This window comes from Streptomyces sp. NPDC045998 (assembly GCF_056430285.1).
This window is the reverse complement of the sequence record NZ_JBWKLJ010000010.1, coordinates 1-26,658: the sequence shown is the minus strand read 5'-3', so window position 1 is coordinate 26,658 and position 26,658 is coordinate 1. Positions and strand designations below refer to the sequence as shown.

At 72.3% G+C, this 26,658-nt stretch carries 24 protein-coding genes and 1 pseudogene; 9 read left to right on the top strand and 16 right to left on the bottom strand.

Features of this window, described 5'->3' with window-relative positions; genetic code table 11:
• Positions 1–86: 86 nt before the first annotated feature.
• The 5 genes from AC07FJ_RS26865 to afsQ1 all read right to left on the bottom strand — a co-directional run bounded on the left by AC07FJ_RS26865 (position 87) and on the right by afsQ1 (position 3,831).
• The gene (locus tag AC07FJ_RS26865) at positions 87–287 is read right to left on the bottom strand and encodes a PspC domain-containing protein (protein ID WP_361420856.1); all 201 of its coding nucleotides are present in this window, start codon (positions 285–287) and stop codon (positions 87–89) included.
• 77 nt (positions 288–364) lie between these two features.
• Complete coding sequence (locus tag AC07FJ_RS26860) at positions 365–919, bottom strand: VanZ family protein (RefSeq protein WP_479051867.1); 555 nt, start codon at positions 917–919, stop codon at positions 365–367.
• Positions 920–1,011: 92 nt separating this feature from the next.
• Entirely contained in the window at positions 1,012–1,656 is a 645-nt protein-coding gene (locus tag AC07FJ_RS26855) for a hypothetical protein (protein ID WP_479051866.1), read from the bottom strand.
• A complete protein-coding gene (locus AC07FJ_RS26850; protein ID WP_479052126.1) occupies positions 1,643–3,121 on the bottom strand; it encodes an ATP-binding protein in 1,479 nt (492 codons plus the stop codon). Before AC07FJ_RS26850 ends, AC07FJ_RS26855 begins: the two co-directional genes overlap by 14 nt.
• 32 nt (positions 3,122–3,153) lie before the next feature.
• Positions 3,154–3,831, bottom strand: a complete 678-nt coding sequence (gene afsQ1 / locus AC07FJ_RS26845; RefSeq protein WP_361420847.1) for a two-component system response regulator AfsQ1 — start codon at positions 3,829–3,831, stop codon at positions 3,154–3,156.
• A 170-nt stretch (positions 3,832–4,001) separates the two neighbouring features.
• Between afsQ1 and AC07FJ_RS26840 the strand changes: the two genes are divergently transcribed.
• Positions 4,002–4,730, top strand: coding sequence for a SigE family RNA polymerase sigma factor (locus tag AC07FJ_RS26840; protein WP_479051865.1), 729 nt, complete (start codon positions 4,002–4,004; stop codon positions 4,728–4,730).
• Between the two features lie 156 nt (positions 4,731–4,886).
• On the opposite strand, the gene AC07FJ_RS26835 is transcribed toward AC07FJ_RS26840, so the two are convergent.
• The gene (locus AC07FJ_RS26835) at positions 4,887–5,591 is read right to left on the bottom strand and encodes a uridine kinase family protein (protein ID WP_479051864.1); all 705 of its coding nucleotides are present in this window, start codon (positions 5,589–5,591) and stop codon (positions 4,887–4,889) included.
• 67 nt (positions 5,592–5,658) lie between these two features.
• Between AC07FJ_RS26835 and AC07FJ_RS26830 the strand changes: the two genes are divergently transcribed.
• Entirely contained in the window at positions 5,659–6,006 is a 348-nt protein-coding gene (locus tag AC07FJ_RS26830; protein WP_479051863.1) for a hypothetical protein, read from the top strand.
• 122 nt (positions 6,007–6,128) lie between these two features.
• Here the strand turns inward: AC07FJ_RS26830 and AC07FJ_RS26825 are convergent, their stop codons facing one another.
• Positions 6,129–7,748, bottom strand: coding sequence for a serine/threonine-protein kinase (locus AC07FJ_RS26825; protein WP_479051862.1), 1,620 nt, complete (start codon positions 7,746–7,748; stop codon positions 6,129–6,131).
• A gap of 318 nt (positions 7,749–8,066) precedes the next feature.
• Between AC07FJ_RS26825 and AC07FJ_RS26820 the strand changes: the two are divergent.
• A pseudogene (locus AC07FJ_RS26820) lies at positions 8,067–8,156 on the top strand (IS5/IS1182 family transposase); the annotation flags it as partial.
• A 241-nt stretch (positions 8,157–8,397) separates the two neighbouring features.
• Positions 8,398–10,515 carry a GAF domain-containing SpoIIE family protein phosphatase gene (locus tag AC07FJ_RS26815; protein ID WP_479051861.1) on the top strand — a complete coding sequence of 706 codons (2,118 nt, stop codon included), beginning with the start codon at positions 8,398–8,400 and terminating at the stop codon, positions 10,513–10,515.
• 269 nt (positions 10,516–10,784) lie between these two features.
• Here the strand turns inward: AC07FJ_RS26815 and AC07FJ_RS26810 are convergent, their stop codons facing one another.
• From AC07FJ_RS26810 to deoC, 3 genes are read right to left on the bottom strand one after another with little or no spacing between them, the layout of a single operon-like run.
• On the bottom strand, positions 10,785–11,684 hold the full coding sequence (locus tag AC07FJ_RS26810; protein WP_479051860.1) for an aldehyde dehydrogenase family protein: 900 nt from the start codon (positions 11,682–11,684) through the stop codon (positions 10,785–10,787).
• The gene (locus AC07FJ_RS26805; RefSeq protein WP_479051859.1) at positions 11,677–13,110 is read right to left on the bottom strand and encodes an aldehyde dehydrogenase family protein; all 1,434 of its coding nucleotides are present in this window, start codon (positions 13,108–13,110) and stop codon (positions 11,677–11,679) included. Before AC07FJ_RS26805 ends, AC07FJ_RS26810 begins: the two co-directional genes overlap by 8 nt.
• Positions 13,111–13,115: 5 nt before the next feature.
• Positions 13,116–14,066: a deoxyribose-phosphate aldolase gene (deoC, locus tag AC07FJ_RS26800; RefSeq protein WP_361421637.1), complete on the bottom strand. Its 951-nt coding sequence runs from the start codon at positions 14,064–14,066 to the stop codon at positions 13,116–13,118.
• Between the two features lie 260 nt (positions 14,067–14,326).
• Between deoC and AC07FJ_RS26795 the strand changes: the two genes are divergently transcribed.
• The 3 genes from AC07FJ_RS26795 to AC07FJ_RS26785 all read left to right on the top strand — a co-directional run bounded on the left by AC07FJ_RS26795 (position 14,327) and on the right by AC07FJ_RS26785 (position 17,056).
• Complete coding sequence (locus tag AC07FJ_RS26795) at positions 14,327–15,691, top strand: hypothetical protein (RefSeq protein WP_479051858.1); 1,365 nt, start codon at positions 14,327–14,329, stop codon at positions 15,689–15,691.
• 90 nt (positions 15,692–15,781) lie between these two features.
• Positions 15,782–16,420, top strand: coding sequence for a class F sortase (locus tag AC07FJ_RS26790; RefSeq protein WP_479051857.1), 639 nt, complete (start codon positions 15,782–15,784; stop codon positions 16,418–16,420).
• A gap of 30 nt (positions 16,421–16,450) precedes the next feature.
• Positions 16,451–17,056, top strand: coding sequence for a PH domain-containing protein (locus AC07FJ_RS26785; RefSeq protein WP_479051856.1), 606 nt, complete (start codon positions 16,451–16,453; stop codon positions 17,054–17,056).
• A gap of 11 nt (positions 17,057–17,067) precedes the next feature.
• Here AC07FJ_RS26785 and AC07FJ_RS26780 read toward each other — a convergent pair whose 3' ends face one another.
• The 4 genes from AC07FJ_RS26780 to AC07FJ_RS26765 all read right to left on the bottom strand — a co-directional run bounded on the left by AC07FJ_RS26780 (position 17,068) and on the right by AC07FJ_RS26765 (position 21,868).
• Complete coding sequence (locus AC07FJ_RS26780; RefSeq protein WP_479051855.1) at positions 17,068–18,258, bottom strand: hypothetical protein; 1,191 nt, start codon at positions 18,256–18,258, stop codon at positions 17,068–17,070.
• A 175-nt stretch (positions 18,259–18,433) separates the two neighbouring features.
• Positions 18,434–20,083 carry a phospho-sugar mutase gene (locus AC07FJ_RS26775; protein ID WP_479051854.1) on the bottom strand — a complete coding sequence of 550 codons (1,650 nt, stop codon included), beginning with the start codon at positions 20,081–20,083 and terminating at the stop codon, positions 18,434–18,436.
• A gap of 290 nt (positions 20,084–20,373) precedes the next feature.
• Positions 20,374–21,198 carry a purine-nucleoside phosphorylase gene (locus AC07FJ_RS26770; RefSeq protein ID WP_361429907.1) on the bottom strand — a complete coding sequence of 275 codons (825 nt, stop codon included), beginning with the start codon at positions 21,196–21,198 and terminating at the stop codon, positions 20,374–20,376.
• 232 nt (positions 21,199–21,430) lie between these two features.
• Complete coding sequence (locus AC07FJ_RS26765) at positions 21,431–21,868, bottom strand: gamma-glutamylcyclotransferase family protein (RefSeq protein ID WP_071965776.1); 438 nt, start codon at positions 21,866–21,868, stop codon at positions 21,431–21,433.
• Between the two features lie 191 nt (positions 21,869–22,059).
• On the opposite strand from AC07FJ_RS26765, the gene AC07FJ_RS26760 reads away from it, so the two are divergent.
• A complete protein-coding gene (locus tag AC07FJ_RS26760; RefSeq protein ID WP_361429905.1) occupies positions 22,060–23,526 on the top strand; it encodes an NAD(P)H-quinone dehydrogenase in 1,467 nt (488 codons plus the stop codon).
• A 188-nt stretch (positions 23,527–23,714) separates the two neighbouring features.
• Positions 23,715–24,680 (top strand): DeoR/GlpR family DNA-binding transcription regulator, encoded by a 966-nt coding sequence (locus AC07FJ_RS26755; RefSeq protein ID WP_468294454.1) that lies wholly within the window; start codon positions 23,715–23,717, stop codon positions 24,678–24,680.
• 27 nt (positions 24,681–24,707) lie between these two features.
• Here the strand turns inward: AC07FJ_RS26755 and AC07FJ_RS26750 are convergent, their stop codons facing one another.
• Together AC07FJ_RS26750 and AC07FJ_RS26745 are read right to left on the bottom strand one after the other, a co-directional pair.
• Complete coding sequence (locus tag AC07FJ_RS26750; protein ID WP_479051853.1) at positions 24,708–25,313, bottom strand: TetR/AcrR family transcriptional regulator; 606 nt, start codon at positions 25,311–25,313, stop codon at positions 24,708–24,710.
• A gap of 124 nt (positions 25,314–25,437) precedes the next feature.
• The coding region (locus AC07FJ_RS26745) for an ATP-binding protein (RefSeq protein ID WP_479051852.1) at positions 25,438–26,658 on the bottom strand (1,221 nt) is incomplete at its 5' end.

Here is a 26,658-nt window from a genome sequence, read left to right as displayed (position 1 = left end):
TCCCGTACGGCTTCCGTACGGCTTCCGTACGACGAACGGGGCGCGCGACCTCACGGTCGCGTGCCCCGTTCGCGCATGCCGACGGATCACCAGGCCGGCTTGGCGGCCTTCTCCGACGGCAGGAGTATCCACAGCGCCAGGTACAGCAGGAACTGCGGGCCGGGCAGCAGGCACGACACGAGGAAGATCACCCGCATCGTCGTCGCGGAGGTGCCGAAGCGCCGGGCCAGCGCAGCGCACACTCCGCCGATCATGCGGCCTTGGCTGGGGCGGACAAGTGCGGCCATGGTGGGCTCCTTGGTGACGGGGTGAGTCATCGTCCTTGTCTTCATCCTCACCCGTCCAAGCGGGTCAAAGCGTCGGACTACGGGGCGATTCCGACCCTGGGAATCGTCGGGGTCGCACCCTGAGAGGTCTCCTCCCGGCGGACCGGACGCTCCCGGCGCGCCCCCCGCCGCAGCCGCGCCCGCGCGGCCGGCACCACGGCCAGGTGCGCCAGCGCCACCCCCACGGTGTTCAGCAGCAGCGCGTCCACGTCCACCACCCGCCCCGGCACCACGGTCTGCAGCAGCTCGATGGCCAGCGACACCAGCGCGCCCGCCGCGACCGTACGGGCCAGCGAGGCCCACGGCGAGACGTCCAGCCGGCCGCCCGCCACCGGCAGCAGCACACCCAGCGGGGCGAGGAGCAGCAGGCCCTCGCCGATCCGGCGCGCGGCCTCGGCGGCTCCGAGCGCCAGATCCGCCTTGATGCCCGCGAACGGCTCGAGGTTGTCGGCGTTCACCCACATCACGTCCAGTGGCCGGAGCGTCAGCCATCCCACCAGCACCAGGTGCGCGAGAAGCAGGACGAACCCCACCGCGCGGAAGCCGATGCGGAACCGGATGGCGGCACTGCCGCCCGAACCTTGACGCTGCACGCCCCCCAAGACGCGCCCACCGGCAGGATCGGTTCCGCTCACCTCCCGGCCGTACCCGAGCAGCCGTCCGAACGGTCGTCCGAGCAGCCGCGTCAGGACGCGGACGCCTCCGCCCTCGGCTCCACCGACTCCGGACGCTCCTTGACCGCCTTCGTACACGCGTACCGCCGCGCCGGGCGGTCCCCGGGCCCGCCCAGGACGACCGTGTCGTCCCCGGCGGTGGTCGCGGCGTTCTCCGCGTACGTGCACACCAGCTGCGACAGCGCCGCCGGCGGCAGGTCGTCGGGCTGCCGGCTCAGCCGCAGCGCCCGCGCCGGATCACCCTCCCGGCCCGCCGAGACGCTCAGCGGCGGCTCCACGTACGTGACGAAGCCCGCCTGCCGCTCGCTCGCCGACGGCTCGGCCGACAGCTGGGTCAGCAGCGCCCCGGCCACCGCCACACGGCTGTCGCGGCCCTTCACGACGGGCGGCTCGTCGGCCGTGCGCCGCACCGGCTCCAGACCGGACGCGCACACCAGGTACACCGTCACCGGCAGGCCCTGCCGCCCCTCGGCGCCGGCCGCGTCGGAGCCGGAGTCGGAGTCGGATTCGGAGAGCGTGCACGGCATCCGCGAGGGCGCGGCACCCGCGTCGACCGGGACCGTCGGCCGGATCCCGCAGCCGGCGGCGAGGGCGGCGACCGCGGCGGCACCCGCGAGCACGCCCGCGCCCCGCCGCCACCGCTTACGCGTCCTCATGCCCGCCGCCATGTCCGCCGCCCTTCTGCTGTCCGTCCTCGCCGAGGGGGGTCCGCGACGCGTCGCGCGGCAGCCGCAGCACGAACACCGCGCCGTCGCCGTCGGGAAGGTTCGCCGCCGTGATGTCACCGCCGTGGATCAGCGCGTTCTCCATCGCGATCGACAGGCCGAGGCCGCTGCCCTCGGAGCGCGGCCGGGAGGCGCTCGCCTTGTAGAACCGGTCGAAGACGTGCGGCAGCACGTCCTCGGGGATGCCGGGGCCGTGGTCGCGCACCTCGATGAGGAGGTCGTCGCCCTCCGTCCGCACCGCCACCCGCACCGGCGAACCGCCGTGCTTGAGGGCGTTGCCGATGAGGTTCGCGAGGATCACGTCCAGGCGGCGCGGGTCGAGCCGCGCCATGAGGCCGCGCTCGGCGTCCAGCTCGACCGCGTCCAGCCACGCGCGCGTGTCGATGCAGGCGGTCACCTGGTCGGCCACGTCCACGTCGTCCAGCACGAGCCGGGCCGTACCGGCGTCGAAGCGGGTGACCTCCATCAGGTTCTCGACCAGCGTGTTGAGCCGCCGCGTCTCGCTGACCACCAGGGCCACGGCCGGCGCGATCATCGGGTCGAGGCCGTCCTGCTCCTCCTCCAGGACCTCGGTCACGGCGGTCAGCGCGGTCATCGGCGTCCGCAGCTCGTGCGACATGTCGGCGACGAAGCGGCGGCTCGACTCCTCCCGCGCGCTCATGTCCGCGACCTTCTTCTGCAGGCTCTCGGCGGCCGCGTTGAACGTCCGCGACAGCTCCGCCAGTTCGTCCGTGCCCGACACCCGCAGCCGCGTGTCCAGCTTGCCCTCGCCGAGCCGCCGCGCCGCCTCCCCGAGCCGGTGCACCGGCTTCAGCACGGTCGTGGCCGCCGCCTGCGCGAGCAGCGCGGAACCCAGCAGCGCCAGCAGCGTGGCTATGCCCAGCGACCAGGCCAGCGAGTTGAGGTCCTGCCGCTCCGGGTCCAGCGACTTGAACATGTACCCGGTCGGCCCGCCGCCCACGATCCGCGTACCGCCCACCAGGTAGGGCGTCTGGCCGCGCGTCGTGCGCTGCCAGAACAGGTGGTACGCGTACGGATTGCCGTCGTTGACCTCGTGCCGCTCGTCCACCGCCGCCCGCAGCGCCTGCGGTACGTCTTCCAGCGTGAACCGGTCCGGGTCGGAGACGCCGACGATCGGCTTGCCCGCGTCCCGCTCGGCCAGCAGCACCACGCCGTACCCGACGCCGTTGGACGACATCTCCTCGGCGGTGCGCCGCAGCTCCTCCTCGGTGGGCCGCAGCGGCAGCGACGCGGCCCGGTTCTGCATCTCCTGGCGGAAGTCGTTCAACGCCGAGTTCTGCGTCCGCGTCAGTACGGCCTCGCGGTTCAGCCAGTACGCGATGCCGGACGCGGACACGGCGGCGGTCAGCGCGACGAGCGCGAAGACGACCACCATGCGCAGCCGCAGGCTCGTCCAGCGAAGAGGTCTCACGAAGGTACGTCCAGCCGGTAGCCCACGCCCCGCACCGTGCGGATCAGGGTCGGCGACGACGGCACGTCCTCGACCTTCGCCCGCAGCCGCTGCACACACGCGTCCACCAGCCGCGAGTCGCCCAGGTAGTCGTGCTCCCACACCAGCCGCAGCAGCTGCTGGCGCGACAGCGCCTGGCCCGGCCGGCGGCTCAGCTCCAGCAGCAGCCGCAGCTCGGTCGGGGTGAGCTGGAGGTCCTCGCCGTTCTTCGTCACGGTCATCGCCGACCGGTCGATCACCAGCGACCCGAACGTCGCCGAGTCCGTCGACTCGCGCTCACCGCGCCGCAGCACCGCCCGGATACGGGCGTCCAGCACCCGGCCCTGCACCGGCTTGACGACGTAGTCGTCGGCACCGGACTCCAGGCCCACCACGACGTCGATGTCGTCGCTGCGCGCCGTCAGCAGGATGATCGGCAGCTGGTCGGTGCGCCGGATGCGCCGGCACACCTCGAAGCCGTCGATGCCGGGCAGCATCACATCCAGCACGATCAGGTCCGGCCGCTGCTCGCGCAGCAGTTTCAGGCCGTCCTCGCCCGTCGCCGCGGTGGCCACTTTGTGGCCCTGGCGTGACAGCGAGAGTTCGAGGGCCGTGCGGATGGCGTCGTCGTCCTCGATCAGCAACAGGAAAGGCACGCCGTCATTCTGTCCCATGGTGGAGGGGCAGTTCGACCGCCCGTCGCCCCGCGGCCGGCCCCCGGCCGCTGTGACAGGTCTGTGACAGTCGGCGGACACCGCTATGAAGTCGCCCGGGCAAGCTTTTTCGCACCGGACCGAAACAGACTCCAACCGACGGGGGGCGTGAGATGAACGCAGTGCTCAGCACCGGCACCACCTCGAACGCAGTTGTCACGCGTCTCCACGACGTCACGCGGAGCACCGAGAAGTCCGGTGCCGTGAACGGGCGGGGGTGCGTTCGCGGCGCCGGACGTCAGCACAAGTCGCCGTACATGGCGGCCGTGCCTGACGGGGGAGGGTCGTACGGGGAGGCCACGGGGGAGCGCTCGACCCGCACGGAGGTGGAGTTCACCGCCTACGTGCGCGAGCGCCGGGCCTCCCTGTACGCCACGGCCTACCACCTCACCGGTGACCGTTTCGAGGCCGAGGACCTGCTGCAGAGCGCGCTCTTCTCGACGTACCGCGCCTGGGACCGCATCACGGACAAGGCGGCGGTCGGCGGCTACCTGCGCCGCACCATGACGAACCTGCACATCAGCGCCTGGCGGCGGCGGAAGATCGACGAGTACCCGACGGAGGAGCTGCCCGAGTCCGCCGGCGACAGCGACGCGATGCGCGGCACCGAGCTGCGCGCGGTGCTCTGGCAGGCGCTGGCCCGGCTGCCCGAACTGCAGCGCACCATGCTGGTCCTGCGCTACTACGAGGGCCGTACGGACCCGGAGATCGCGGAGATCCTCGACATCAGCGTCGGCACGGTCAAGTCGAGCATCTGGCGCTCCCTGCGCCGGCTGCGCGAGGACGACGTCCTCGGCTTCGGCCGTGACCAGGAGGAGTCCTTCGGCCAGCTCGTGGCCTGAGGGAACGGGGGGCCCGCCGCGCGGCCTCGGGGGAGGCCGCGGCGGGTCATGGGTACGGGGGTGCCCACAACAGGGGGGACACGGGGGTACGGGGGAGCGTGGGGCCGGACGGGGCGGAAGCCCTGCCCGGCCCCACGCGCGTTCCCGTGCCGGCGTCTACGCCGTCGCCGAGGGCGTAGGGGCAGGGGCGCGGTCCGCCGCCGCGGCGGTCACGCGTACGAGGGCCTCGGGCTGGTCGCAGGGGTGCGCGCCCAGGGCCGTCTGGCGGGCCACGATGGAGCGCTCGGCGCGCATCAGCCGCCAGCCCCTGCGCAGCAGGAACGGCACCGACTTGCGGCCCTCGCGCAGGTCGCGCGCCAGCCGGCGGCGGAACGTCGTGGACGGGCGGCCGCGCAGGCACAGCGCGTCGGCCAGGACGCCGAGCTCCCGGCAGCGCGCCACGATGTCCGCCGCGAAGATGCCCTCGGCCACGAACAGCGGTGCGCGCGCGATGTCGAGGACGTCGCGGCCGACGCGCGCGCTGGTGGCGATGTCGTAGACCGGGACGTCCGTACGGCCGGTGGCGCACAGCTCCGTGATCGCCGCCACCGCGGCGTCCGCGTCCCAGGACGACGGGGAGTCCCAGTCGATGTCGGGGCTGCCGGGGACGAGCGGGAGCGTCGGGTCGTCGGCCTCCTTGTAGAAGTCGTCGAGGCGCAGCACCGGAAGGCCGGTCCGGGCCGCGAGGGAGGACTTGCCGGAGCCGGACGGTCCCGCGAGCAGCACGACGCGGGCCTGAAGGGGATGGGAACTCACGGGACACCAGTCTGAGGCATGCACCCGTGCGGGGGACCCCGCCGGGCACCCGTTGGTATCGAGCATCACATCTCGCATACGCTGCGTGGTCGTTCGGTTGCGCTCGACACACACGCTGGCAGGAGCCCCTCCCATGGCACGTCACACCCTTCTCCAGGCCGGGCTGACCCTTTCCGCCCTCGGCGCCGCGCTGGGCGCCGCGGGGGGCACGGCGCACGCCGTCCCGTCCCCGGTGGGCGAGCTCGACACGGCGTCCGCGATGCAGGGGGTGCAGGCGGCCGCCCCGCATGTGGTGGGCGCCGCCAAGAACCTGAAGATCAACCCGCTCGCCCAGACCGGTGTCGACCCGCTCAACAACGGTGTCGGCACGCAGGTCGGCGACTTCCAGCCGGTGAGCACCACCAGCATGACGGGCTCGCTGACCAGCGCCCCGAACCTGCCGGTGGCCGGACCGGTGGTGGGCGGCGCGCTGCCGGGCTAGGGCCTGTCTCCTTGATCCGTGCACATTCGGTTCGCGCAGTTCGACTGCTCGGTGGCACGGTGCCGTTATGGATCAAGCCGAGGTACTGCTCATCGGCGGGCGCCCGGTTCGCGCATCCGCTGCTACTGCTTTTGCCAGAGGGTCAGCCGGGCGGCGTAGTCGGGCAGGTTGCCCTGACTGGTGGTGATGCCGGTGACCTCCAGCATGGCCAGCCGGTTCTCGGTGGTGACCGTGCACAGCAGCGTCCCGACGGGGATGGTGGTCCGCAGGTTGTCCGCCTCGATTTCGGTGGGCAGCACGTCGGCCTGGGCGCCTTGGAGGCACTGCTGCGGCGTCTTGCCGGTGCTCTTGCCCATCGGGGTGTAGAACTCCCAGCGGCCGCCCGAGATCTCGCTGAGCATGAGCTCCCGGCCCGGGGTGTCCTGCACGACCTGCGGAACGTCAAGGTCAACCCTGACGAGGTTGGCCCCGCTCGGCGAGCGCAGGGCGAAGGGACGGTCCCGGAAGACGACGGCGTACCCGGAGTCGTCGTCGGCGGAGGGCGTCGGAGCAGTGGATTGGGTGGGCTGCACCGACTGCTTGCTGTCGCCTTTGCCCTGCCCATCCTCCGAGGTGTCGCCGGAGCGGGTCAGCGTCCAGGTCAGGATCACCGCCAGGACGACGGCCACGGCGGTGCCGGCGACGACGAGCCCGGTCCGCGGGCGCCGCGGCGCCGCCGGGGCCGGCGGTGTCGACGGCGGCGGGGGCGGCGCCACGGTCGGAGTGGCGGCGAAGGTGGGGCCGTGCGGTGGGCGCGGCCCGGAGTCGGTGACCGTTGGCTCGGGCGGCGGGCTGAGTGCGGCACGCTCCCGGGCGGCCAGCTGTGCGGTCAGCGGCTGCGGCAGCCAGCCGGTGAAGTCGTTCAAGGAGCGTCCTGCCGCCTGCTCGCACAGTACGGCCAGTTCCGGGGTGCCGATGCGGTCGCCCGGGTCGGCGGACAGGCAGCGCTCCAGGAGCGGGCGGAGCCGGTCGTCGTAGAGGTCCAGACGGGGTGGGCGTACGGCAGTGTTGGCGATCTGTGCGGCAAGGGTGAGAGCGCCGCCGTCGCCGTAGGGGTGGCGGCCGGTCGCGGCGACGGCGGCGATCAGGCCGAGCGAGAAGACGTCGGTGGCCGGTCCTACCGGCTCGCCGAGCGCGTGCTCCGGGGACATGAACTGCGGGGTGCCGATGACGCCGCCGGACAGGGTGAGCTGGGTGGCGTCGGCGGCGCGGGCGATGCCGAAGTCGATGACGTAGGGGCCCTGGTTGCTCAGCAGGATGTTGCTGGGCTTGAGGTCGCGGTGCACGATGCCGGCGGTGTGGATCGCGGTCAGCGCCCGCGCGGTGCAGCCGACGAGCTGGAGGACGGCGGGCAGCGGCAGCGGGCCGTGCGCCGCGAGAGCCTCGTGCAGGGGCAGACCGGGGATGAACACCGAGGCCAGCCAGGGCTGTTCGCCGGTGGTGTCGTGGTCGACGACCGGGACGACGTGGTAGCCCTGGACCCGGCGGGCCGCCTGAACCTCCTGCTCGAAGCGGCGGCGGAAGGCGGGGTCGCCGCCGTACTCACGCCGGATCACTTTCAGCGCGATGGGCTGTCCGCCGCGGGTGCGGGAGAGATAGACGGTGCCCATGCCGCCTTCGCCGATGCGGGCCAGCAGCCGGTACCCCGCGATCTCCCGCGGGTCCTCGGCACGCAGCCGTTCACCCGTCGTGTCCGCCGCCATACCGGACCCGCCCCCATCCCTTGATCGTCGCCTGCGGCGAGCGTAGTGGAGGCGAACCCGGCACCGCGTCCTGTTTCACGTGCACGGCGGCTCATGGCACAGCAGGTCAGGCCCAGCACGCCCCGATTACACCGCGGTGGCCGTGCCGTCAGGAGGGGGGTGAAGGTGCCGTCGGCGGCCCAGCGGGCGCATCGTCCGTGGACGGTCTGCCACGGGCCGAACCGGTCAGCCACTCCTGCGCCGTCGCCACCTCCGTCGCCTCCGGGCAGAGCGTCCACGGGGCACTCAGCCCGTTGTCGGTGAACAGCCGCTCCAGCTGCGCACAAGCAGCGCAACACCGTCGAGCGGCGCACCAACAAGCTCAAGCAGTGGCGCGCCCTTGCCACCCGATACGGCAAGCCCGCCATCACTGGGTGCTGTGTCGCCTAGTAACACGAGTGGGTAAAGACTGCGCGTGTCTCTTTCGGCACCCAGGCCGGATCAGCGACACTTGTCATGAGGCAAAAGTTGTCACAGGCGGACACCACGGGCAAAGTATCCGCTGGCCTGCCGGCGCAGGGACAGTGGGAGACGTGCGATGACCGCGATAGCCGCTGGAGCGGGTGAGGCCTCGGAGGGGGCTCGCCCGACTGGTCTACCAGCAGGGATCATGCCCGAGGTGTTCGAGTGTCTGCCGGACGCTGTCACTGTCTCCGTTGCCGTGCGGGACGGCGATGGGCGTGCGGTGGATATGCGGCTGGAATCCATGAACGCAGCCGCTCGGGCCGGGCAGCCCGGCCAGGCGGCGCCCATCGGGGGATTGTGCAGCGAGCTGTGGCCGCAGATGGTCGACAACGGCTCCTTCGCCGCTTGCATGCGCGTCCTGGACACCGGCGAGCCTGCGCAGGGAGCGTTCACCTGGACTCAGGTGAGCGCGTATCGGGCGGCGGACTACGAGTATCAGGCCGTGCGGGTCGGACCGGATCATCTGCTGTGGGTGCTGCGCGACAACAGCGAACGTGTACTGAGAGCCGAGCTGCTGGCCGAGGTCACCGCAGCGCTGGCCGCGGCGGATACCGTCGCCCAGGTCATGACGGTTCTCACCACGCGTATCATGCCGGCCGTCGGAGCCGTGGTCGGTGGCGCCGTCCTGAGCGAGCCGGGCAGTGACTGCTACACGGTGCGGCACCTTCATGACGCCGATCAGACGCTCAAGCCTCCCGCTCCATTCAGCGTTCACGCGCCCTACCCCATGGCCCACACGGCCCGAACCGGGCAGGCCCTGTTCTTCGCCGACCCGGCCGAGCGGGCGCAGGCCTTCCCCGAAGCCGCCCATTTCTTCACCGACCGATTCCAGTCGACGGCAGTACTGCCCATGCGCGTGGAGGAACGCCTCTTCGGCGCGGTCAGTTTTCACTTCTCCGTGCGCCACCTTTTCGCCGAGTCCGAGCGTGGCTTCCTCCGTGCTCTGGTAGGGCAGTGCGCTCAGGCCATAGACCGTGCCCGGCTGCTGCGCGAGTCTGCTGACAAACAGGCCCAGCTCCAGGCTCTGTCCGACGTCAGCCGTGTTCTTGCCACATCCCTGGACCCGGAGACAACCTTCGCCAACATCGCAGCCACTGTGGTGCCACAACTCGCCGACGGATGCCTTATCCATGTCATCGACGAAGCCGGCCAGCCGGCCCTAGTCGCCCTGGCCCACCGCGACCCCGCGCAAGAGCGATCCCTGCGCGCTCTGTTGCGTGATTTCCCTCCGCGGCTGGACGCCGAAGGCGGAGTCGGAGCTGTGATCCGTACCGGCCGCCATGAACTGATCACCGATGTCGCTCGCACTCTGGACCGCCTGGCACGCAGTCCGGAACATCGATCAGCCCTGCGCGGTCTCATACCGGCGGCGTCCTGGCTTGCGGTTCCCATGACGCAGACCGGGGCCGTCATCGGCGCCATGGTCCTGATCCAGGCCGCCCCTGCGCAGAGCCTGTTCACCGAACGAGACATCCCCTTCGCCCAAGAACTCGCACAACGCGCCGCACAGGCAGTCGACAACGCACGGCGCTTTACGGAACAGAGCCAGGTCGCCAACGCCCTGCAGAAAAGCTTGATGCCGGCCAGCCTGCCGGACATTCCCGGGGTGGAGCTCGCCGCGTGCTATCACCCCGGAGCCCGGGGCAGCCTGGTCGGCGGCGACTTCTACGACATCGTCCCGACGGGACCCCGCAGCTGGGCCCTCACCATCGGTGACGTGTGCGGCAAAGGCCCTGAAGCGGCCGCGCTGACCGGCCTGGTACGCCACACGGCGCGCGCCGCTGGACGCCTGGAGACCGGTCCGCACACAGTGCTGCAGGCCGTCAACAGCGCCATCATCGCGGACCGGCCTGCTCACCGCTTCTGCACGGCCGCCTACGCCGACCTCGACCTCAACGCATCACCGGCCAGCCTGCGCCTGACCCTTGGTGGGCATCCGCACCCGCTGCTGCGCCGGGCCGACGGAACGATCACCCGCCTGGGCAGAGCAGGCACCCTCCTTGGCGTCATGAACGACCCCCCTCTGCACACCACCGAAGACGACCTCCAGCCCGGGGACCTGCTCCTGCTGTACACCGATGGCGTCACCGAACGCCGTTCGGGCTCCGTCATGCTCGGCGAGGACGGCGTCCGCAGCACTCTCGCCCGTACGTGCCACTCTTCCGCCGCCGCCACCGTCGCCGCGCTCGAGGAGGAAGTCCTCGGCTACGGTCCGACACCGCCAGGCGACGACTTCGCCATCCTGGCCTTGCGTATCACCTGAGCTGCCGAGACATGCGGCAGCTGGCCACGGCGCCGGTAGGGGTGCCGTCGGCGGCCCAGCGGGCGAAACGTCCGTGGACGGTCTGCCAATGGGCCGAACCGCCCAGCAGCGTCAGAAATCTCCCCGTCCCTCACCAGCGGACCGACGATCCGATGATCGGAAAGACACCCCCTAGGGCGGTGTCCCCGTACGAGAACGGCCCCGCGCTCCCCCGGACGGAGGGGAGGCGGGGCCGTCCGCACAGGGGGCCCGTCGGACAGGGGGACCCGTCAGTACGAGGAGCCCGAGGCGCCCAGCGAACCCGTGGGGTGCCAGACCGTCTTGGTCTCCAGGAACGCGGTCAGGCGGCGCGTGCCCGGGTCGGCCGTGAAGTCCTCGCCGTCCACGGCCGCGGGGCGCAGCACCCGCTTGAGGTTGTCCGCGGCGGCGATCTCCAGCTCCCGCGCCAACTCCGCGTCCGCGCCCGTCAGGTCCATGGCGTTGACGTCCTGGTGCGCGGCGAGCGGCCCGGCGATCTCGGCCGTACGGCCCGACAGGACGTTGACGACACCGCCCGGCAGGTCCGAGGTGGCCAGGACCTCGCCCAGCGACAGGGCGGGCAGCGGAGCCTTCTCGGAGGCGATGACGACCGCGGTGTTCCCGGTGGCGATGACGGGCGCGACGACCGACACCAGGCCCAGGAACGACGACTCCTGGGGCGCGACGACCGCGACCACGCCCGTCGGCTCCGGCGTCGACAGGTTGAAGAACGGGCCCGCGACCGGGTTCGCCCCGCCCACGATCTGCGCGATCTTGTCCGTCCAGCCCGCGTACCAGACCCAGCGGTCGACGGCCGCCTCGACGGCCTCGGCCGCCTGCGCCTTCGACAGGCCCTCCGCGTGCGCGACCTCGCGGACGAACTGGCCCTTGCGGCCCTCCAGCATCTCGGCGACGCGGTAGAGGATCTGGCCGCGGTTGTACGCCGTCGCGCCCGACCAGCCGCCGAACGCCTTGCGCGCCGCGACGACCGCGTCCCGCGCGTCCTTGCGGGAGGAGAGCGGCGCGTTGGCCAGCCACTTGCCCTTGTGGTCCTGCACTTCGTACACCCGGCCGCTCTCGCTGCGGGGGAACTTGCCCCCGACGTACAGCTTGTAGGTCTTGAAGACGCTCAGACGGTTCTGCTCAGACATCGAGGTACGCCTCCAGGCCGTGGCGGCCGCCCTCGCGGCCGAAGCCCGACTCCTTGTAGCCGCCGAAGGGCGAGGTCGGGTCGAACTTGTTGAACGTGTTGGCCCAGACGACGCCCGCGCGGAGCTTGTTCGCCACCGCGAGGATGCGGGAGCCCTTCTCCGTCCAGATGCCGGCGGAGAGGCCGTACTGGCTGTTGTTGGCCTTCGCGACGGCCTCGTCCGGGGTGCGGAAGGTCAGCACCGACAGGACCGGGCCGAAGATCTCGTCACGGGCGATGGTGTGCGCCTGCGTGACGCCCGTGAAGAGCGTCGGCGCGAACCAGTAGCCGTGCGCGGGCAGCTCGCAGGCGGGAGACCAGCGCTCGGCGCCCTCCGCCTCGCCGGTGTCGGCGAGGGCCTTGATGCGGGCCAGCTGCTCGGCGGAGTTGATCGCGCCGATGTCGGTGTTCTTGTCCAGCGGGTCGCCGAGGCGCAGCGTGGACAGCCGGCGCTTGAGGGCGTCCAGCAGCTCGTCCTGGATGGACTCCTGGACGAGGAGGCGGGAGCCCGCGCAGCAGACCTGGCCCTGGTTGAAGAAGATGCCGGTGACGATGCCCTCGACGGCCTGGTCGATGGGCGCGTCGTCGAAGACGATGTTGGCGCCCTTGCCGCCCAGCTCCAGGGTGAGCTTCTTGCCCGTGCCCGCGACCTGGCGCGCGATGGCCTTGCCGACGGCGGTGGAGCCGGTGAAGGCGACCTTGTCGACACCCGGGTGCTCGACGAGCGCGGCGCCGGCGTCCCCGTAACCCGGGAGGATGTTGACGACACCCTTCGGCAGGCCCGCCTGGCGGCAGATGTCCGCGAAGAAGAGCGCGGAGAGCGGGGTGGTCTCGGCCGGCTTGAGGACGACCGTGTTGCCGGCGGCGAGCGCCGGGGCGATCTTCCACGCGAGCATCAGCAGCGGGAAGTTCCACGGGATGACCTGGCCCGCGACACCGAGGGGGCGGGGGTTCGCGCCGTAGCCCGCGTGGTCGAGCTTGTCGGCCCAGCCCGCGTAGTAGAAGAAGTGCGCGGCGACCAGCGGGAGGTCCGCGTCGCGGGTCTCCTTGATCGGCTTGCCGTTGTCCAGGGTCTCCAGGACGGCGAGCTCGCGGCTGCGCTCCTGGATGATCCGGGCGATGCGGAAGAGGTACTTCGCGCGCTCGGCGCCCGGCAGCGCCGACCACTTCTCGAACGCCTTGCGGGCGGCCTTCACGGCCCGGTCGACGTCCTCGGTCCCGGCCTGGGCGACCTCGGAGAGGACCTCCTCGGAGGAGGGCGAGATCGTCTTGAAGACCTTGCCGTCCGCGGCCTCGGTGAACTCGCCGTCGATGAACAGGCCGTAGGACGGCGCGATGTCGACGACCGAGCGGGACTCGGGTGCGGGTGCGTACTCGAACTTGGTCATGGTGATCAGTCCACCGTCACGTAGTCGGGACCGGAGTAACGTCCGGTGGCCAGCTTCTGACGCTGCATCAGCAGGTCGTTGAGCAGGCTCGAGGCGCCGAACCGGAACCAGTGGTTGTCCAGCCAGTCCTCGCCCACGGTCTCGTTGACCAGGACCAGGAACTTGATGGCGTCCTTGGTCGTGCGGATGCCGCCCGCGGGCTTCACCCCGACCTGGACCCCGGTCTGCGCGCGGAAGTCGCGCACCGCCTCCAGCATGAGCAGCGTGTTGGCGGGGGTGGCGTTGACGCCCACCTTGCCCGTCGAGGTCTTGATGAAGTCGGCCCCGGCGATCATGCCGAGCCAGGAGGCGCGGCGGATGTTGTCGTACGTCGACAGCTCGCCGGTCTCGAAGATGACCTTCAGGCGCGCCCGCTCGCCGCAGGCCTCCTTCACGGCCCGGATCTCCTCGTAGACCTTCAGGTAGTCGCCCGCGAGGAACGCGCCGCGGTCGATCACCATGTCGATCTCGTCCGCCCCGGCCTCTACGGCGTCCCGCGTGTCCGCGAGCTTGACGTCGAGGGCGGCGCGGCCGGCCGGGAAGGCGGTCGCGACGGAGGCGACCTTGACGTCCGTGCCGGTCAGGACGGCCTTGGCGGTGGCCACCATGTCGGGGTACACGCACACCGCGGCGGTGCGCGGGGTGGTGCGGTCGGTCGGGTCGGGGTGGACGGCCTTGGCGGCGAGCGCCCGGACCTTGCCCGGGGTGTCCGCGCCTTCGAGCGTCGTCAGGTCGATCATCGAGATGGCCAGGTCGATGGCGTACGCCTTGGCCGTGGTCTTGATCGAACGGGTACCGAGTGACGCGGCGCGCGCTTCGAGGCCGACGGGGTCCACACCGGGCAGCCCGTGGAGGAAGCGGCGCAGTGTGCTGTCGGACGCGGTCACGTCAGCGAATGCGGAGAGGGTGGTGGGCATGGTCACCACTGGAGCATATCTACGCGCGTAGCGGCCTGTACAGCCCCCGTATCCGGGGCTGTGGAAAACCCCTGGTGGCGGCGGTGGACACGGGGAGCGTGAGCGCTGTCACACGCCTGTGACAGGGAGCGGACGACTCCCCCACACAAGATCCATAACTTTGTTCGTGCAGCCCCGCCCCACACTCAACGGCCACACCGACGAGGCAAGGCAGGCATGCGGCTCTTCCATCCGAAACCGACCTGTTCACAGGAGTCGTTATGCGTTCCGCCCTTCGCACCGCCCTTGCCACCGCCGTCCTCGCCGGCATCGCTCTCACCCCGGCCGTCACCGCCGGCGCCGCCTTCGCCGCGGACGGCACCGCGCCGGCCGCCGGCGCCAACAACGCCGACACGAAGGCCGGCGACAGCAAGACCGCCGAGCGCGTGCACGTGCGGACCGAGCAGCTGCTGGCCGGTGTGGTCGCCGAGGTCTACAAGAAGGGCGACGGCCGCTTCGTCGCCGAGTTCTTCAAGGACGGCAAGCTCCTCGGCAGCCTCACCAGCGGCGACAAGGTCGTCAGGGGCCGGTTCGCCAACGTGGGCGTCGAGCTCAGCCCGAACGGCCACCTGCTGGCCTTCCTGACCACCCCGGGCTCCCAGGGCGAGCTGATCAAGACCCACCTCCTCCCCAAGGAGATGGTCGCCCACGTCTACAAGGTCAACGAGGAGGTCTACTCCGCGGAGATCCTCAAGGGCGCCGACTCCGTGGGCGCCCTCAAGGCCGGCACGGCGGACTTCCTCATGCCGCAGGACTGGAAGGTCTTCGACGGCGTCAAGGTGACCCTGAAGGCGGACGGCACCCTCACCTGGAGCCTGCTCGACGAGGGCGGCAAGGATGACAGCGGCAAGGGTGAGGACGGCAAGGGCGACGCCGCCAAGGGCACCTTCGTCCGCGACGAGACCCTCTCCGACGGCACCCTCGTCAAGATCTACAAGGTCGCCGTCCGGCACTACCGCGGCGAGTCCTTCGTCAACGGCCGTTCCATCGGCGTCGTCGACGCCAACGCCCGCTCGGCCGCCGGCAACAACAACGGCGGCTTCTTCGTCCTGAACCCGGACGGCTCCACCCACCACTGGGTCGGCAACTTCACCACCGGCGGCAAGCCCGGCCAGTACAAGCTCGCCGACGGCACCGTCCTGGAGCTCGGCAAGAAGGACGGCATGTACGGCCTCCAGCTGGTCGAGAACGGCAAGGGCCGCGGCTTCACCTACACCAACGGCGAGGCCCGCCGGGTCTTCTTCTACGGCGCCTCCGTCGTCGTGCTGGAGCAGGACGGCGGCATCGCGGCCTACCACCTCAAGGGCGGCAAGCAGGGCGCGCCCGTCTTCCTCGGCAAGGGCGCCGCCCAGACCACCGGCGGCGCCAAGCCGCAGGGCGGCACCACCGGCAAGGCGTCCACCCAGCAGACCTCCGCCACCACCCAGACCACCATCGTGCCCAAGGGCGGCGTCGCCGCCGGTGCCGAGGTCGAGGAGGGCGACCACCTGCTGGTCGTCGCCGGTGCGGGCGCCGCCGCCGTCACCGCCGCCGGGCTCGGCTTCGTCGCCCTGCGCCGCCGCGCCGGCGCCGGCACCCGCGCCTGACCACCCCACCCCCACCGGGCGGGCCGCCGCACCCCGCGGCGGCCCGCCCGGGCCCGTACCACCCGTCCACCGTCCCCCTGGAGCCCGCCCATGCCCGCCGTCGCCGCCGTACCCCGCCGCATCGCCGCCGTGCTGCTCGCCCTCGCCGCCCCGGCCGCCCTGGCCGGCTGCGGTACGCCCGCGGCGGGCGGCCCCGCGAAGGCGGCCACCCCGCCGGCCCACATCGAGCCGGCCACCGCCGCCCCGGCGGCCGTCCAGGGTGAGCAGGCCGCCCCGCTGGCGCGGTCCAAGCCGGTCCGCGTGCGCGTGCCCGCGGCCGGCGTCGACACCGGGCCCGTACTCGACCTCGGTCTCGCCGCCGACGGCACCGTCGAGGTCCCCTCCGTCGCCGACGCCGACAAGATCGGCTGGTACGACAAGGGCGTGACGCCCGGCGAGACCGGACCGGCCGTGCTGATCGGCCACTTCGACACCGAGAAGGGCCCCGCCGTCCTCAAGAACGTCGCCAAGGTGCGCACGGGCGACGAGATCAGCGTCCAGCGGGCCGACGGCACCACCGCCGTCTTCCGCGTACGGGAGCTGGAGCAGGTCGCCAAGAAGGCGTTCCCCACCGCCAAGGTGTACGGCGACACCACCCGGCCCGAACTGCGCCTGATCACCTGCGGCGGCGAACTCGTCGACGGGCACCGCCCCGACAACATCATCCTGTACGCCGATCTCGTCGCGTGAGCCCGCGCGGGGTGAGGCAGAATCGGCCGCATGACGAGCCCCCAGCAGCCCGAGCCCGCCGCCGACCGGTCCTACCGCTCGCCCCTGGCGATCGTGGGCGGCCTCCTGTTGCTCGCGTTCGCCGCCTGGATCGGCGGTGACGCCCTCATCCGCGGCGAAGGGCGCGCCCGCTGGGTCGCGCTCGCGGCGCTGCTCCTCGTCGTGCCGCTCATCTCGGCCTTCACCTTCCGGCCGGTCGTGCGCGCGAACCACGACCGGATGATCGTGCGCAACCCGTTCCGCACCATCGAGCTCCCCTGGGCGGCGGTCTCCACCGTGCGCGCCGGATACTCCAGCGAGGTCTTCACCAAGGGCGGGACCAAGTACCAGCTCTGGTCGATACCCGTCTCCCTGCGGGAGCGGAAGCGCGCCGCCCGCCTCCAGGACCGTGCGGCGGCGAAGTCCGGCGCCTCCGCGCCCCAGGTCGCCGAAGCCATGGGCGCCGACCGGAGCATCGCCGAGCTGCGCCAGCTGGCCGAGCAGTGCGCCTCCCGGCCCACCGCGCAGGGCGAACCGCGCGTGCGCTGGGCGTACGAGGTCATCGCGACCTCGCTCGTGGGCCTGGTGCTGCTGGTGGTGCTCACCACCACCGCGTAACCGGCCGCCCGTCACGGCGGGCCCGGCCACACCAGCAGCATGTACGCGCCCAGCCACGCCGACACCAGCACCGCCCCGCCCAGCACCAGCCCCGCCACCACCCGCCGCGCCCGGCACACCGCCAGGGCGCACGGCAGCAGCAGCGGGAAGCCGGGCACCAGGAAGCGGGCCCGCGGGAAGTAGACCCCGCCGCTGCCCAGGACGACGAGCAGCAGCACCCCGCTGAAGACCAGCAGCACCGGCGGCTGCCGCTCCGCCAGGCACAGCACGTACGCCGCCGCCGACAGCACCAGCACCGCCGAGACGGCGACCAGGAACAGCTGCGGGTTCCGGTCGTACACCAGGAGGTACCGCAGCTCGCGCAGGGTGCCCGCGCCGCCGTCCCACGCGTTGCGCCACAGCCGCTGCACGGCGAAGTAGCCGTCCCAGCGGCCGATCCGGGCGCCCACCCAGGCCACGTAACCGAGCCAGCCCAGCGGGGCCGCGCAGGCGGCGGCGAGCGGCGCCCCGCGCCGGGTGCGCGCCGCGGCGAGCAGACCGGCCACCGACACCGCCGCCGCCACCGCGATCCCGGTGGGCCGGGTCAGCCCCGCCAGCACGGCGAGGGCCCCCGCCGCGTACCAGCGCCCGGTCAGCACGGCGTACAGCGCCCAGGCGGCGAGCGCCGTGAACAGCGACTCCGTGTACCCCATCCACTGGACGACCGCCACCGGCAGGGCACCCCACAGGACGGCCAGTACGGTGCCCGCGCGACGCCCGTGCAGATGGGCGCCGACGGCGAACACCCCCCACGCCGCGACCAGCGAGAAGCCGACCGCGAGCACCAGCGCCACCGACGCGCGCGAGCCGGGCGTGACGCCCGCGACCGCCTTGATCAGCACCGGGTAGAGGGGGAAGAACGCCAGGTTGTTGGCGTTGTACGCGGTGCCGAGGGAGTCCTCGTAGCCGTGGTCGGCGATGCCCAGGTACCAGTCGGAGTCCCAGGACGTGGCGAGCGTCGGCCAGACGCCGTGCCCCTTCAGATGGGCCCAGCGGGCCAGGACGAGCAGCCCGAAGAGCCGCACCGTCAGATAGCCGACGAGGGCGGGTGCGGCGTACCGGAAGGACCGGGCGGCCCGCTCCCGGACGGATACGGCCGCCGGGGACGGGGGCCGCCGGGACGCGGGGACGGTCGGGCGGGCGGTGATCGCCGACGGCGGCACGGTGGAACTCCAGTCTCGCTCGGGGCTCGGCTGCGCTATGGGGGTCACCCTGCTCGTCGGCCCGGGGTGCGTATCGGAGCCGTGCGTCACCTGCCGTACGAGAATCACCCGCAAGAGGGCCCGTACGGAGAGCTCGGCGAAGCTCTCCGTACGGGCCCTCTCAAGGGTGGCCGGCTCAGATACCGGCGGCGGCCGCCAGGTCGCGCTTCAGCGCGCCCAGGACGTCACCGGCCTTGGCACGCGCGTCGGCCAGTCCGCTCGCGTCGGCGACCGGGACGACGACCTCCAGGTAGCACTTCAGCTTCGGCTCGGTGCCGGACGGGCGCACGATCACGCGCGCCGTGAAGGCACCCTCCAGGTAGTACCGCAGCCCGTCCGTGGGCGGCAGCGCCTCGCTGCCCTCGTTCAGGTCCTCGGCGGAGGTCACCGTCAGCCCGGCGAGCGCGGTGGGCGGCTGCTCGCGCAGCCGGCGCATGGCGTTCGCGATGATGCTCAGGTCCTGCACGCGCACCGACAGCTGGTCCGTGGCGTGCAGGCCGTGCGCGACGGCCAGCTCGTCCAGCAGGTCCGTGAGCGTACGGCCCTGCTCCTTGAGGACCGAGGCCAGCTCGGCGACGAGCAGCGCCGCCGTGATGCCGTCCTTGTCGCGGACGCCCTCGGGGTCGACGCAGTAGCCGAGCGCCTCCTCGTAGCCGTACGCCAGGCCGTCCACGCGCGCGATCCACTTGAAGCCGGTCAGCGTCTCCTCGTACGGCAGCCCGGCCGCCTCCGCGATCCGGCCCAGCAGCGACGACGACACGATCGACTCGGCGAAGGTGCCCCGGGCGCCCTTGCGGACGAGGTGGGCGGCGAGCAGCGCGCCGACCTGGTCGCCGTGGAGCATCCGCCAGCCGCCCTCGGCGGTGTCGTCCGGGACGGCGACGGCGCAGCGGTCGGCGTCCGGGTCGTTGGCGATGACGATGTCCGGACCGGCCTCGCGCGCCTTCGCGAAGGCCAGGTCCATCGCGCCCGGCTCCTCGGGGTTCGGGAACGCGACGGTCGGGAAGGCCGGGTCGGGCTCGGCCTGCTCCTCGACGAGCACCGGCGCGGGGAAACCGGCCCGCTCCCAGGCGGCGAGGACGACGTCCTTGCCGACGCCGTGCATGGCCGTGTAGACGACGTTCGCGGTCCGGGGGGATCCGGAGGTCAGGACGGCGTCCGTACGCGCCAGGTAGGCCTCCAGGACCTCGTCCCCGAGGGTCTCCCAGCCGGACTCCGGACGCGGTACGTCGGCGAGGCGCGCGACGGCCGCGATCTCGGCCGCGATCTCGGCGTCGGCGGGCGGCACGATCTGGGAGCCGTCGCCGAGGTAGACCTTGTAGCCGTTGTCGCGCGGCGGGTTGTGGCTCGCGGTCACCTCGACACCGGCGACCGCGCCCAGGTGCCTTATGGCGAACGCCAGGACGGGCGTCGGCAGCGGCCGCGGCAGCACGGCGGCGCGCAGCCCCGCGCCGGTCATCACGGCGGCGGTGTCCCGGGCGAAGTCGGCCGACTTGTAGCGGGCGTCGTAGCCGATGACGACCAGGCCGCCCTCCTGACCCTTGCCCTTCAGGTACGCGGCGAGGCCGGCGGCGGCCCGGATGACCACGGAGCGGTTCATCCGCATGGGCCCGGCGCCCAGCTCACCGCGCAGCCCGGCCGTCCCGAACTGCAGCGTGCCGCCGAACCGGTCCGCGAGCGCGTCGAGGTCACGGGCCTCGATGAGCTTGGCCAGCTCGTCGCGGGTCTCGCTGTCCGGGTCCTCGGCCAGCCACGCCTCCGCCTGCGCGATGAGGTTCTGCTGCACGGTGGTCTGCCTCTCTGGGAGTCGTACGGAGTGGTCTGCGCTACGGGTACCCCGCCCCCGGGCGGAGCAGGGCGCGGCCCCGGACTGGGTCGTGTCCGCAAAGTCCCGTCTGCCTGGCGGCGTCTGGCACGCACGCTCGCCGCGTTGTCGTCAGTCGCCAATGCTCCGCAGTGGCTCCATCCTCCGCCTTGCGATCGCACGCACCAGACGCCGCCAGGCCCGCCCTCGCGGGCGGACGACGCTACTTTGCGGACACTCCCTAGGCTCCGGGGCCGCGCCACAGGGTGGTTCTAGATCTTGTCCAGGACCCGCGTGAGCAGCTCGCCCATGCGGGCGGCCGAGTCGCGGCCCGCCTGGAGGACCTCCTCGTGGTTGAGGGGCTCACCCGAAAGGCCCGCGGCCAAATTGGTGACGAGGGAGATGCCGAGCACCTCGGCGCCCGCCTCGCGGGCCGCGATGGCCTCCAGGACCGTGGACATGCCGACGAGGTCGCCGCCCATCACGCGGACCATGTTGATCTCGGCCGGGGTCTCGTAGTGCGGGCCGGGGAACTGGACGTACACGCCCTCCTCCAGCGTCGCGTCGACCTCCTTGCACAGCGCGCGCAGACGCGGCGAGTACAGGTCGGTCAGGTCCACGAAGTTGGCGCCCACGATGGGGGAGGTCGCCGTGAGGTTGATGTGGTCGCTGATCAGGACCGGCTGGCCGGGGCGCATGCCCTCGCGCAGGCCGCCGCAGCCGTTGGTCAGCACGACCGTCTTGCAGCCGGCGGCGACGGCGGTGCGCACACCGTGGGCGACGGCGGCCACGCCGCGGCCCTCGTAGAAGTGCGTACGGCCCAGGAAGAGCAGCGCCCGCTTGTCGCCGATGCGGTACGAGCGGATGCGGCCGCCGTGGCCCTCGACGGCCGGCGGCGGGAAGCCGGGGAGCTCCGTGACCGGGAACTCGGCCTCGGGGGCGCCGAGCGCGTCGACGGCCGGCGCCCAGCCGGAGCCCATCACGAGGGCGACGTCGTGGGTCTCGGCGCCGGTCAGCTCGCGCAGGCGCGCGGCGGCGTCGGCGGCGGCGGCGTAGGGGTCGCCCTGGAGGTGGTCCGGGGTGGCAGTTGCGTTCACAGAGTCTCTCGCCTCGCGAAGTAACAGTCGCCCCGGACCGCTGCGCGGAGCCGGGGGCCGGGGGCGGGCCCCGGAAAAACACGTACGGACAAGAGCGTAGCCCGAGATTGCCTACGCGCGTAGATGACGATGCCCACGGAGCTCGGATCGTTGCCTTGTCGTTTCCGACAAGAGCCGGCCGGGAGCGCCTCGGCAGCGCCTCCGCGGCGCCCGGGCGGCTTCGCGCAGCGCCTCAGCAGGGGCGCTTGCGCAGCTCCATCACGTAGTCGTGGGGCGCGCCCGCCGACTCGGCGGCGTCCGCGATCTCGCCCAGGTAGCGCGCGGAGGGCAGGCCGCCCTCGTAGCCGTTCAGGACGTAGACCCAGGCCGGCTCCTCGCCGTCCAGGGTGTGCACCCGCACCCGCATGCGCCGGTAGATGTCCAGGCCGACGCCCTCCCACCGGTCCATGGAGTCCTCGTCCATCGGCGCGATGTCGTACAGCGCGACGAAGACCTGTGAGCGCGGCGCCTCGACGATCGTGGCGAGGGCGCCCTCCCAGCCCATCTGCTCACCGCCGAAGGTCAGCCGCCAGCCGTTGAGCCAGCCCGTGCCGCGCAGCGGGGAGTGCGGGGCGCGGCGGGTCATCAGCCGCGCGTCGAGGTTGCCGGCGTACGCGGCGTAGAGCGACATGGGTCCGAGGGTACGGGAGCGGCCCGGGCGGGCGCTGTTCCCCGTGGGGCGGCCACCTGATCGGGACCCGCCCGGCACCCGCCCCGCGGCCCGGCCACGGCCCGGGCGCGGCGCGACCGCGGCGCGACCGGGACCCGACGGGAAGCCGCGCGGAGGGTGCGGGACAATGGGCTACGTACTCCATCCCTGCCGTGACGAGAGCGCGAGGCGTAACCCCAGTGACCCGGATCGTGATCATCGGTGGCGGACCCGGCGGATACGAGGCGGCCCTGGTGGCCGCCCAGCTCGGCGCGGAGGTGACCGTCGTGGACCGCGACGGCCTCGGCGGAGCGTCCGTCCTGACCGACTGCGTACCCTCGAAGACCCTCATCGCCACGGCCGAGGTGATGACCACCTTCGACTCCTCGCACGAGGAGCTCGGCATCATCGTCGCGGACGACACCCCGCACATCGACCAGCCCGCCCGGATCGTCGGCGTGGACCTCGGCAAGGTCAACCGCCGCGTCAAGCGGCTCGCCCTCGCCCAGTCCCACGACATCACCGCCTCCGTCACCCGGGCCGGCGCCCGCGTGCTGCGCGGCCGCGGCCGGCTCGACGGCCGCCAGGCCGTGGACGGCTCCCGCCAGGTGATCGTCACGGCCGCCGACGGCAGCGAGGAGACCCTCACCGCCGACGCCGTCCTGATCGCGACCGGCGGCCACCCGCGCGAGATCCCGGACGCCCTCCCCGACGGGGAGCGCATCCTCAACTGGACCCAGGTGTACGACCTCACCGAGCTCCCCGAGGAGCTCATCGTGGTCGGTTCCGGTGTCACCGGCGCCGAGTTCGCGGGCGCCTACCAGGCGCTCGGCTCGCGCGTCACGCTCGTCTCGTCCCGGGACCGGGTGCTGCCGGGCGAGGACCCGGACGCCGCCGCCGTCCTGGAGGACGTCTTCCGGCGCCGCGGCATGAACGTGATGGCCCGCTCCCGCGCGGCCTCCGCCAAGCGCGTCGGCGACCGCGTCGAGGTCACCCTCGCCGACGGCCGGGTCATCTCCGGCACCCACTGCCTGATGGCGGTCGGCGCCGTCCCCAACACCGAGGGCATGGGCCTGGAGGAGGCCGGCGTACGGCTCAGGGACTCCGGCCACATCCGGACCGACCGGGTCTCGCGCACCTCGGCGCCGGGCGTCTACGCCGCCGGCGACGTCACCGGGGTCTTCGCGCTCGCCTCGGTCGCCGCCATGCAGGGCCGCATCGCCATGTACCACTTCCTCGGCGACGCGGTGACCCCGCTCAACCTCAAGACCGTCTCCGCGAACGTCTTCACCGACCCCGAGATCGCCACGGTCGGTTACACCCAGGCCGACGTCGACGCCGGGAAGATCGACGCCCGGGTCGTGAAGCTGCCGCTGCTGCGCAACCCGCGCGCCAAGATGCAGGGCATCCGGGACGGCTTCGTGAAGATCTTCTGCCGTCCGGGCACGGGCATCGTGGTCGGCGGCGTGGTCGTCGCCCCGCGCGCCAGTGAGCTGATCCACCCGATCTCGATCGCGGTCGACAACAATCTGACCGTCGAACAGATCGCAAACGCTTTCACCGTGTACCCGTCGCTGTCGGGCTCGATCGCCGAGGTGGCACGGCAGTTGCACACCCGGAAGACGACCGCCGAGGCGTAACGCCCCCCGGTCACCGGGACAACACCCGGCAACCCCCGGCAAGTCGGGACATCGACCGGTCGAGGCCGATCGTCGTACGTACACGGACGGGGCCGCCCATACCACTTGGCGGCCCCGTCTGTTCGCATCTTCTCGTATTCGGTGCATACGGCTGCAAACACCCGCGTGCTGGGGTTACTGTCAGTTTCGTGTTCGCTGCAGAACGTCGCCAGTTGATCCTCGAAATGGTGCGCGCCAACGGGGCGGTATCGCTCCGTGAGCTCGCCCGCGTCGTCCAGACCTCCGAAGTGACCGTACGGCGTGACGTGCGGGCCCTGGAGGCCGAAGGACTCCTCGACCGCCGGCACGGCGGTGCGGTACTGCCGGGCGGTTTTACGCGAGAGTCCGGCTTCCCGCAGAAATCCCATCTCGCGACCGCGGAGAAGACGGCCATCGCCGACGCCGCCGCGGCCCTCGTCGAAGAGGGCGAGGCCATCGTCGTCGGCGCCGGGACGACCACGCAGGAGCTGGCCCGCCGGCTCGCCCGCGTCCCCGGACTGACCGTCGTCACCAACTCCCTGCTGGTGGCGCAGGCGCTCGCGCACGCCAACCGCGTCGAGGTCGTCATGACCGGAGGCACCCTGCGCGGCTCCAACTACGCGCTGGTGGGCAGCGGGGCCGAGCAGTCCCTCCAGGGGCTCAGGGTCTCGCGGGCGTTCCTGTCCGGGAGCGGCCTGACCGCCGAGCGGGGCCTGTCCACGTCCAACATGCTGTCGGCGAGCGTCGACCGGGCGCTGGTGCAGGCGGCGGCGGAGGTCGTGGTGCTGGCCGACCATACGAAGCTCGGCACGGACACGATGTTCCAGACCGTGCCGACGGACGTGATCACGCGGCTGGTCACCGACGAGCCCCCCGCCCATGACGAGCGCGCCGCCACCGAGCTCCAGGCCCTCGCGGACCAGGGCGTCCAGCTCACGGTCGCGAGCTCCGGCTCCGCCGGAGCCTCGGACGCCTCCCCGCCGGGCCGCCCGCCGCGCCGGGACGTGCCCCTGCCGGGCCAGCGCGGCGCCCGGCACCCGGGCGGCCCCCTGCGCTCGGCCGCGTCGGCCTCCCTGTCCGCGGACGACCGCGCAGCGGAGCGCGGCGCCCGGGTGGCGGACCTGCGGCGCCGCTGAGCGCGCGGGGCGAGCCCGCGCACGCGGTTACGCCTTCAGGCCGCGCAGGGTCAGCCGCAGCAGGCGGTCCGCCAGCTCCGGATCGTCCGGGGACTGCTCCGCCGCCAGGGCGATCGCGTTCGTCAGCTGCATCAGGTCGTCGATCGAGACGCCCTCCCGTACGGAGCCGCTGCTCACGGCCCGGTCCAGCAGGCGGGCGCCCGCCTGGCGCAGCGGCACGTTGCACTCCGACAGCGCCGAACTCCGGTCGTGCGACGCCGACATCAGCGCGCTCGCCAGGCCGCGGTACTCGCCCGCGTGCGTGATGATGGCGCGCAGCCAGACGACCAGAGCCTCGCACGGCTGCTCCGCGTCGGCGAGCTGCCGTGAGCGCTCCAGCAACGAGCCCAGCGCCTCCTGGAAGACCGCGCCCATCAGCGCGTGCCGGTTCGGGAAGTGCCGGTACAGCGTGCCGATGCCCACCCCCGCGCGGCGCGCGATGTCCTCCAGCGACGCGTCGGTGCCGTGCTCGGCGAAGGCGGAGCGCGCCTCCGACAGCAGTCGTCCGTAATTACGGCGCGCGTCCGCCCGCATGGGGCGCGCCGAGCCCGGTGGCGTACCCGGTGCCGTGCCCGCTGCCGTACTGGTCGTCATGGCGCCTCCTCCCTGCTCCGCCGTGTCTCCAGCATGCCATCGCCCAGCCGGAGGCCCTCTCCGCATGCGGAAGGGGCCCGCCGGTCACGACCGGCAGGCCCCTTCGCAGGAAGACGTACGGACGTCAGTCCTTGATCTCGCAGATGGGGGCGCCGGAGGTGAGGGAGGCGCCGACTTCGGCGGTGAGGCCCTTGATGGTGCCCGCGCGGTGGGCGTTGAGGGGCTGTTCCATCTTCATGGCTTCGAGGACGACGATGAGGTCGCCTTCCTTGACTTCCTGGCCTTCTTCGACGGCGACCTTGACGATGGTGCCCTGCATGGGGGAGGTGAGGGTGTCGCCGGAGGCGGCGGAGGCGGACTTCTTCGCGGCGCGGCGCTTGGGCTTGGCACCGGCGGCCAGGCCCGTGCGGGCCAGGCTCATGCCGAGGGAGGAGGGGAGGGAGACTTCCAGGCGCTTGCCGCCGACCTCGACGACGACCGTCTCACGGCCGGCCTCGTCCTCGGCCTCCTCCGCGCCGGCGGGGGCGGCGAAGGGCTTGATGTCGTTGACGAACTCGGTCTCGATCCAGCGGGTGTGGACCGTGAAGGGGCCCTCGGCCGGGGCGAAGGCGGGGTCGGTGACGACCTTGCGGTGGAAGGGGATGGCGGTGGCCATGCCCTCGACCTGGAACTCCTCCAGCGCGCGGGCGGCACGCTGCAGTGCCTGCTGGCGGGTGGCGCCGGTGACGATGAGCTTGGCGAGCAGGGAGTCCCAGGCGGGGCCGATCACGGAGCCGGACTCGACACCGGCGTCCAGGCGGACACCGGGACCCGACGGGGGCGCGAAGGTGGTGACGGTGCCGGGGGCGGGCAGGAAGTTGCGGCCGGGGTCTTCGCCGTTGATGCGGAACTCGAAGGAGTGGCCGCGCAGCGGCGGGTCGTCGTAGCCGAGTTCCTCGCCGTCGGCGATGCGGAACATCTCCCGGACGAGGTCGATGCCGGAGACCTCTTCGGTGACGGGGTGTTCGACCTGCAGGCGGGTGTTGACCTCCAGGAAGGAGATCGTGCCGTCCATGCCGACGAGGAACTCCACCGTGCCGGCGCCGACGTAGCCGGCTTCCTTGAGGATGGCCTTCGAGGCGCGGTACAGCTCGGCGTTCTGCTCGGCCGACAGGAACGGCGCGGGGGCCTCTTCCACCAGCTTCTGGTGGCGGCGCTGCAGGGAGCAGTCGCGGGTGGAGACGACGACGACGTTGCCGTGCTTGTCCGCCAGGCACTGGGTCTCGACGTGGCGGGGCTTGTCGAGGTAGCGCTCGACGAAGCACTCGCCGCGGCCGAAGGCGGCGACCGCCTCGCGGACGGCCGA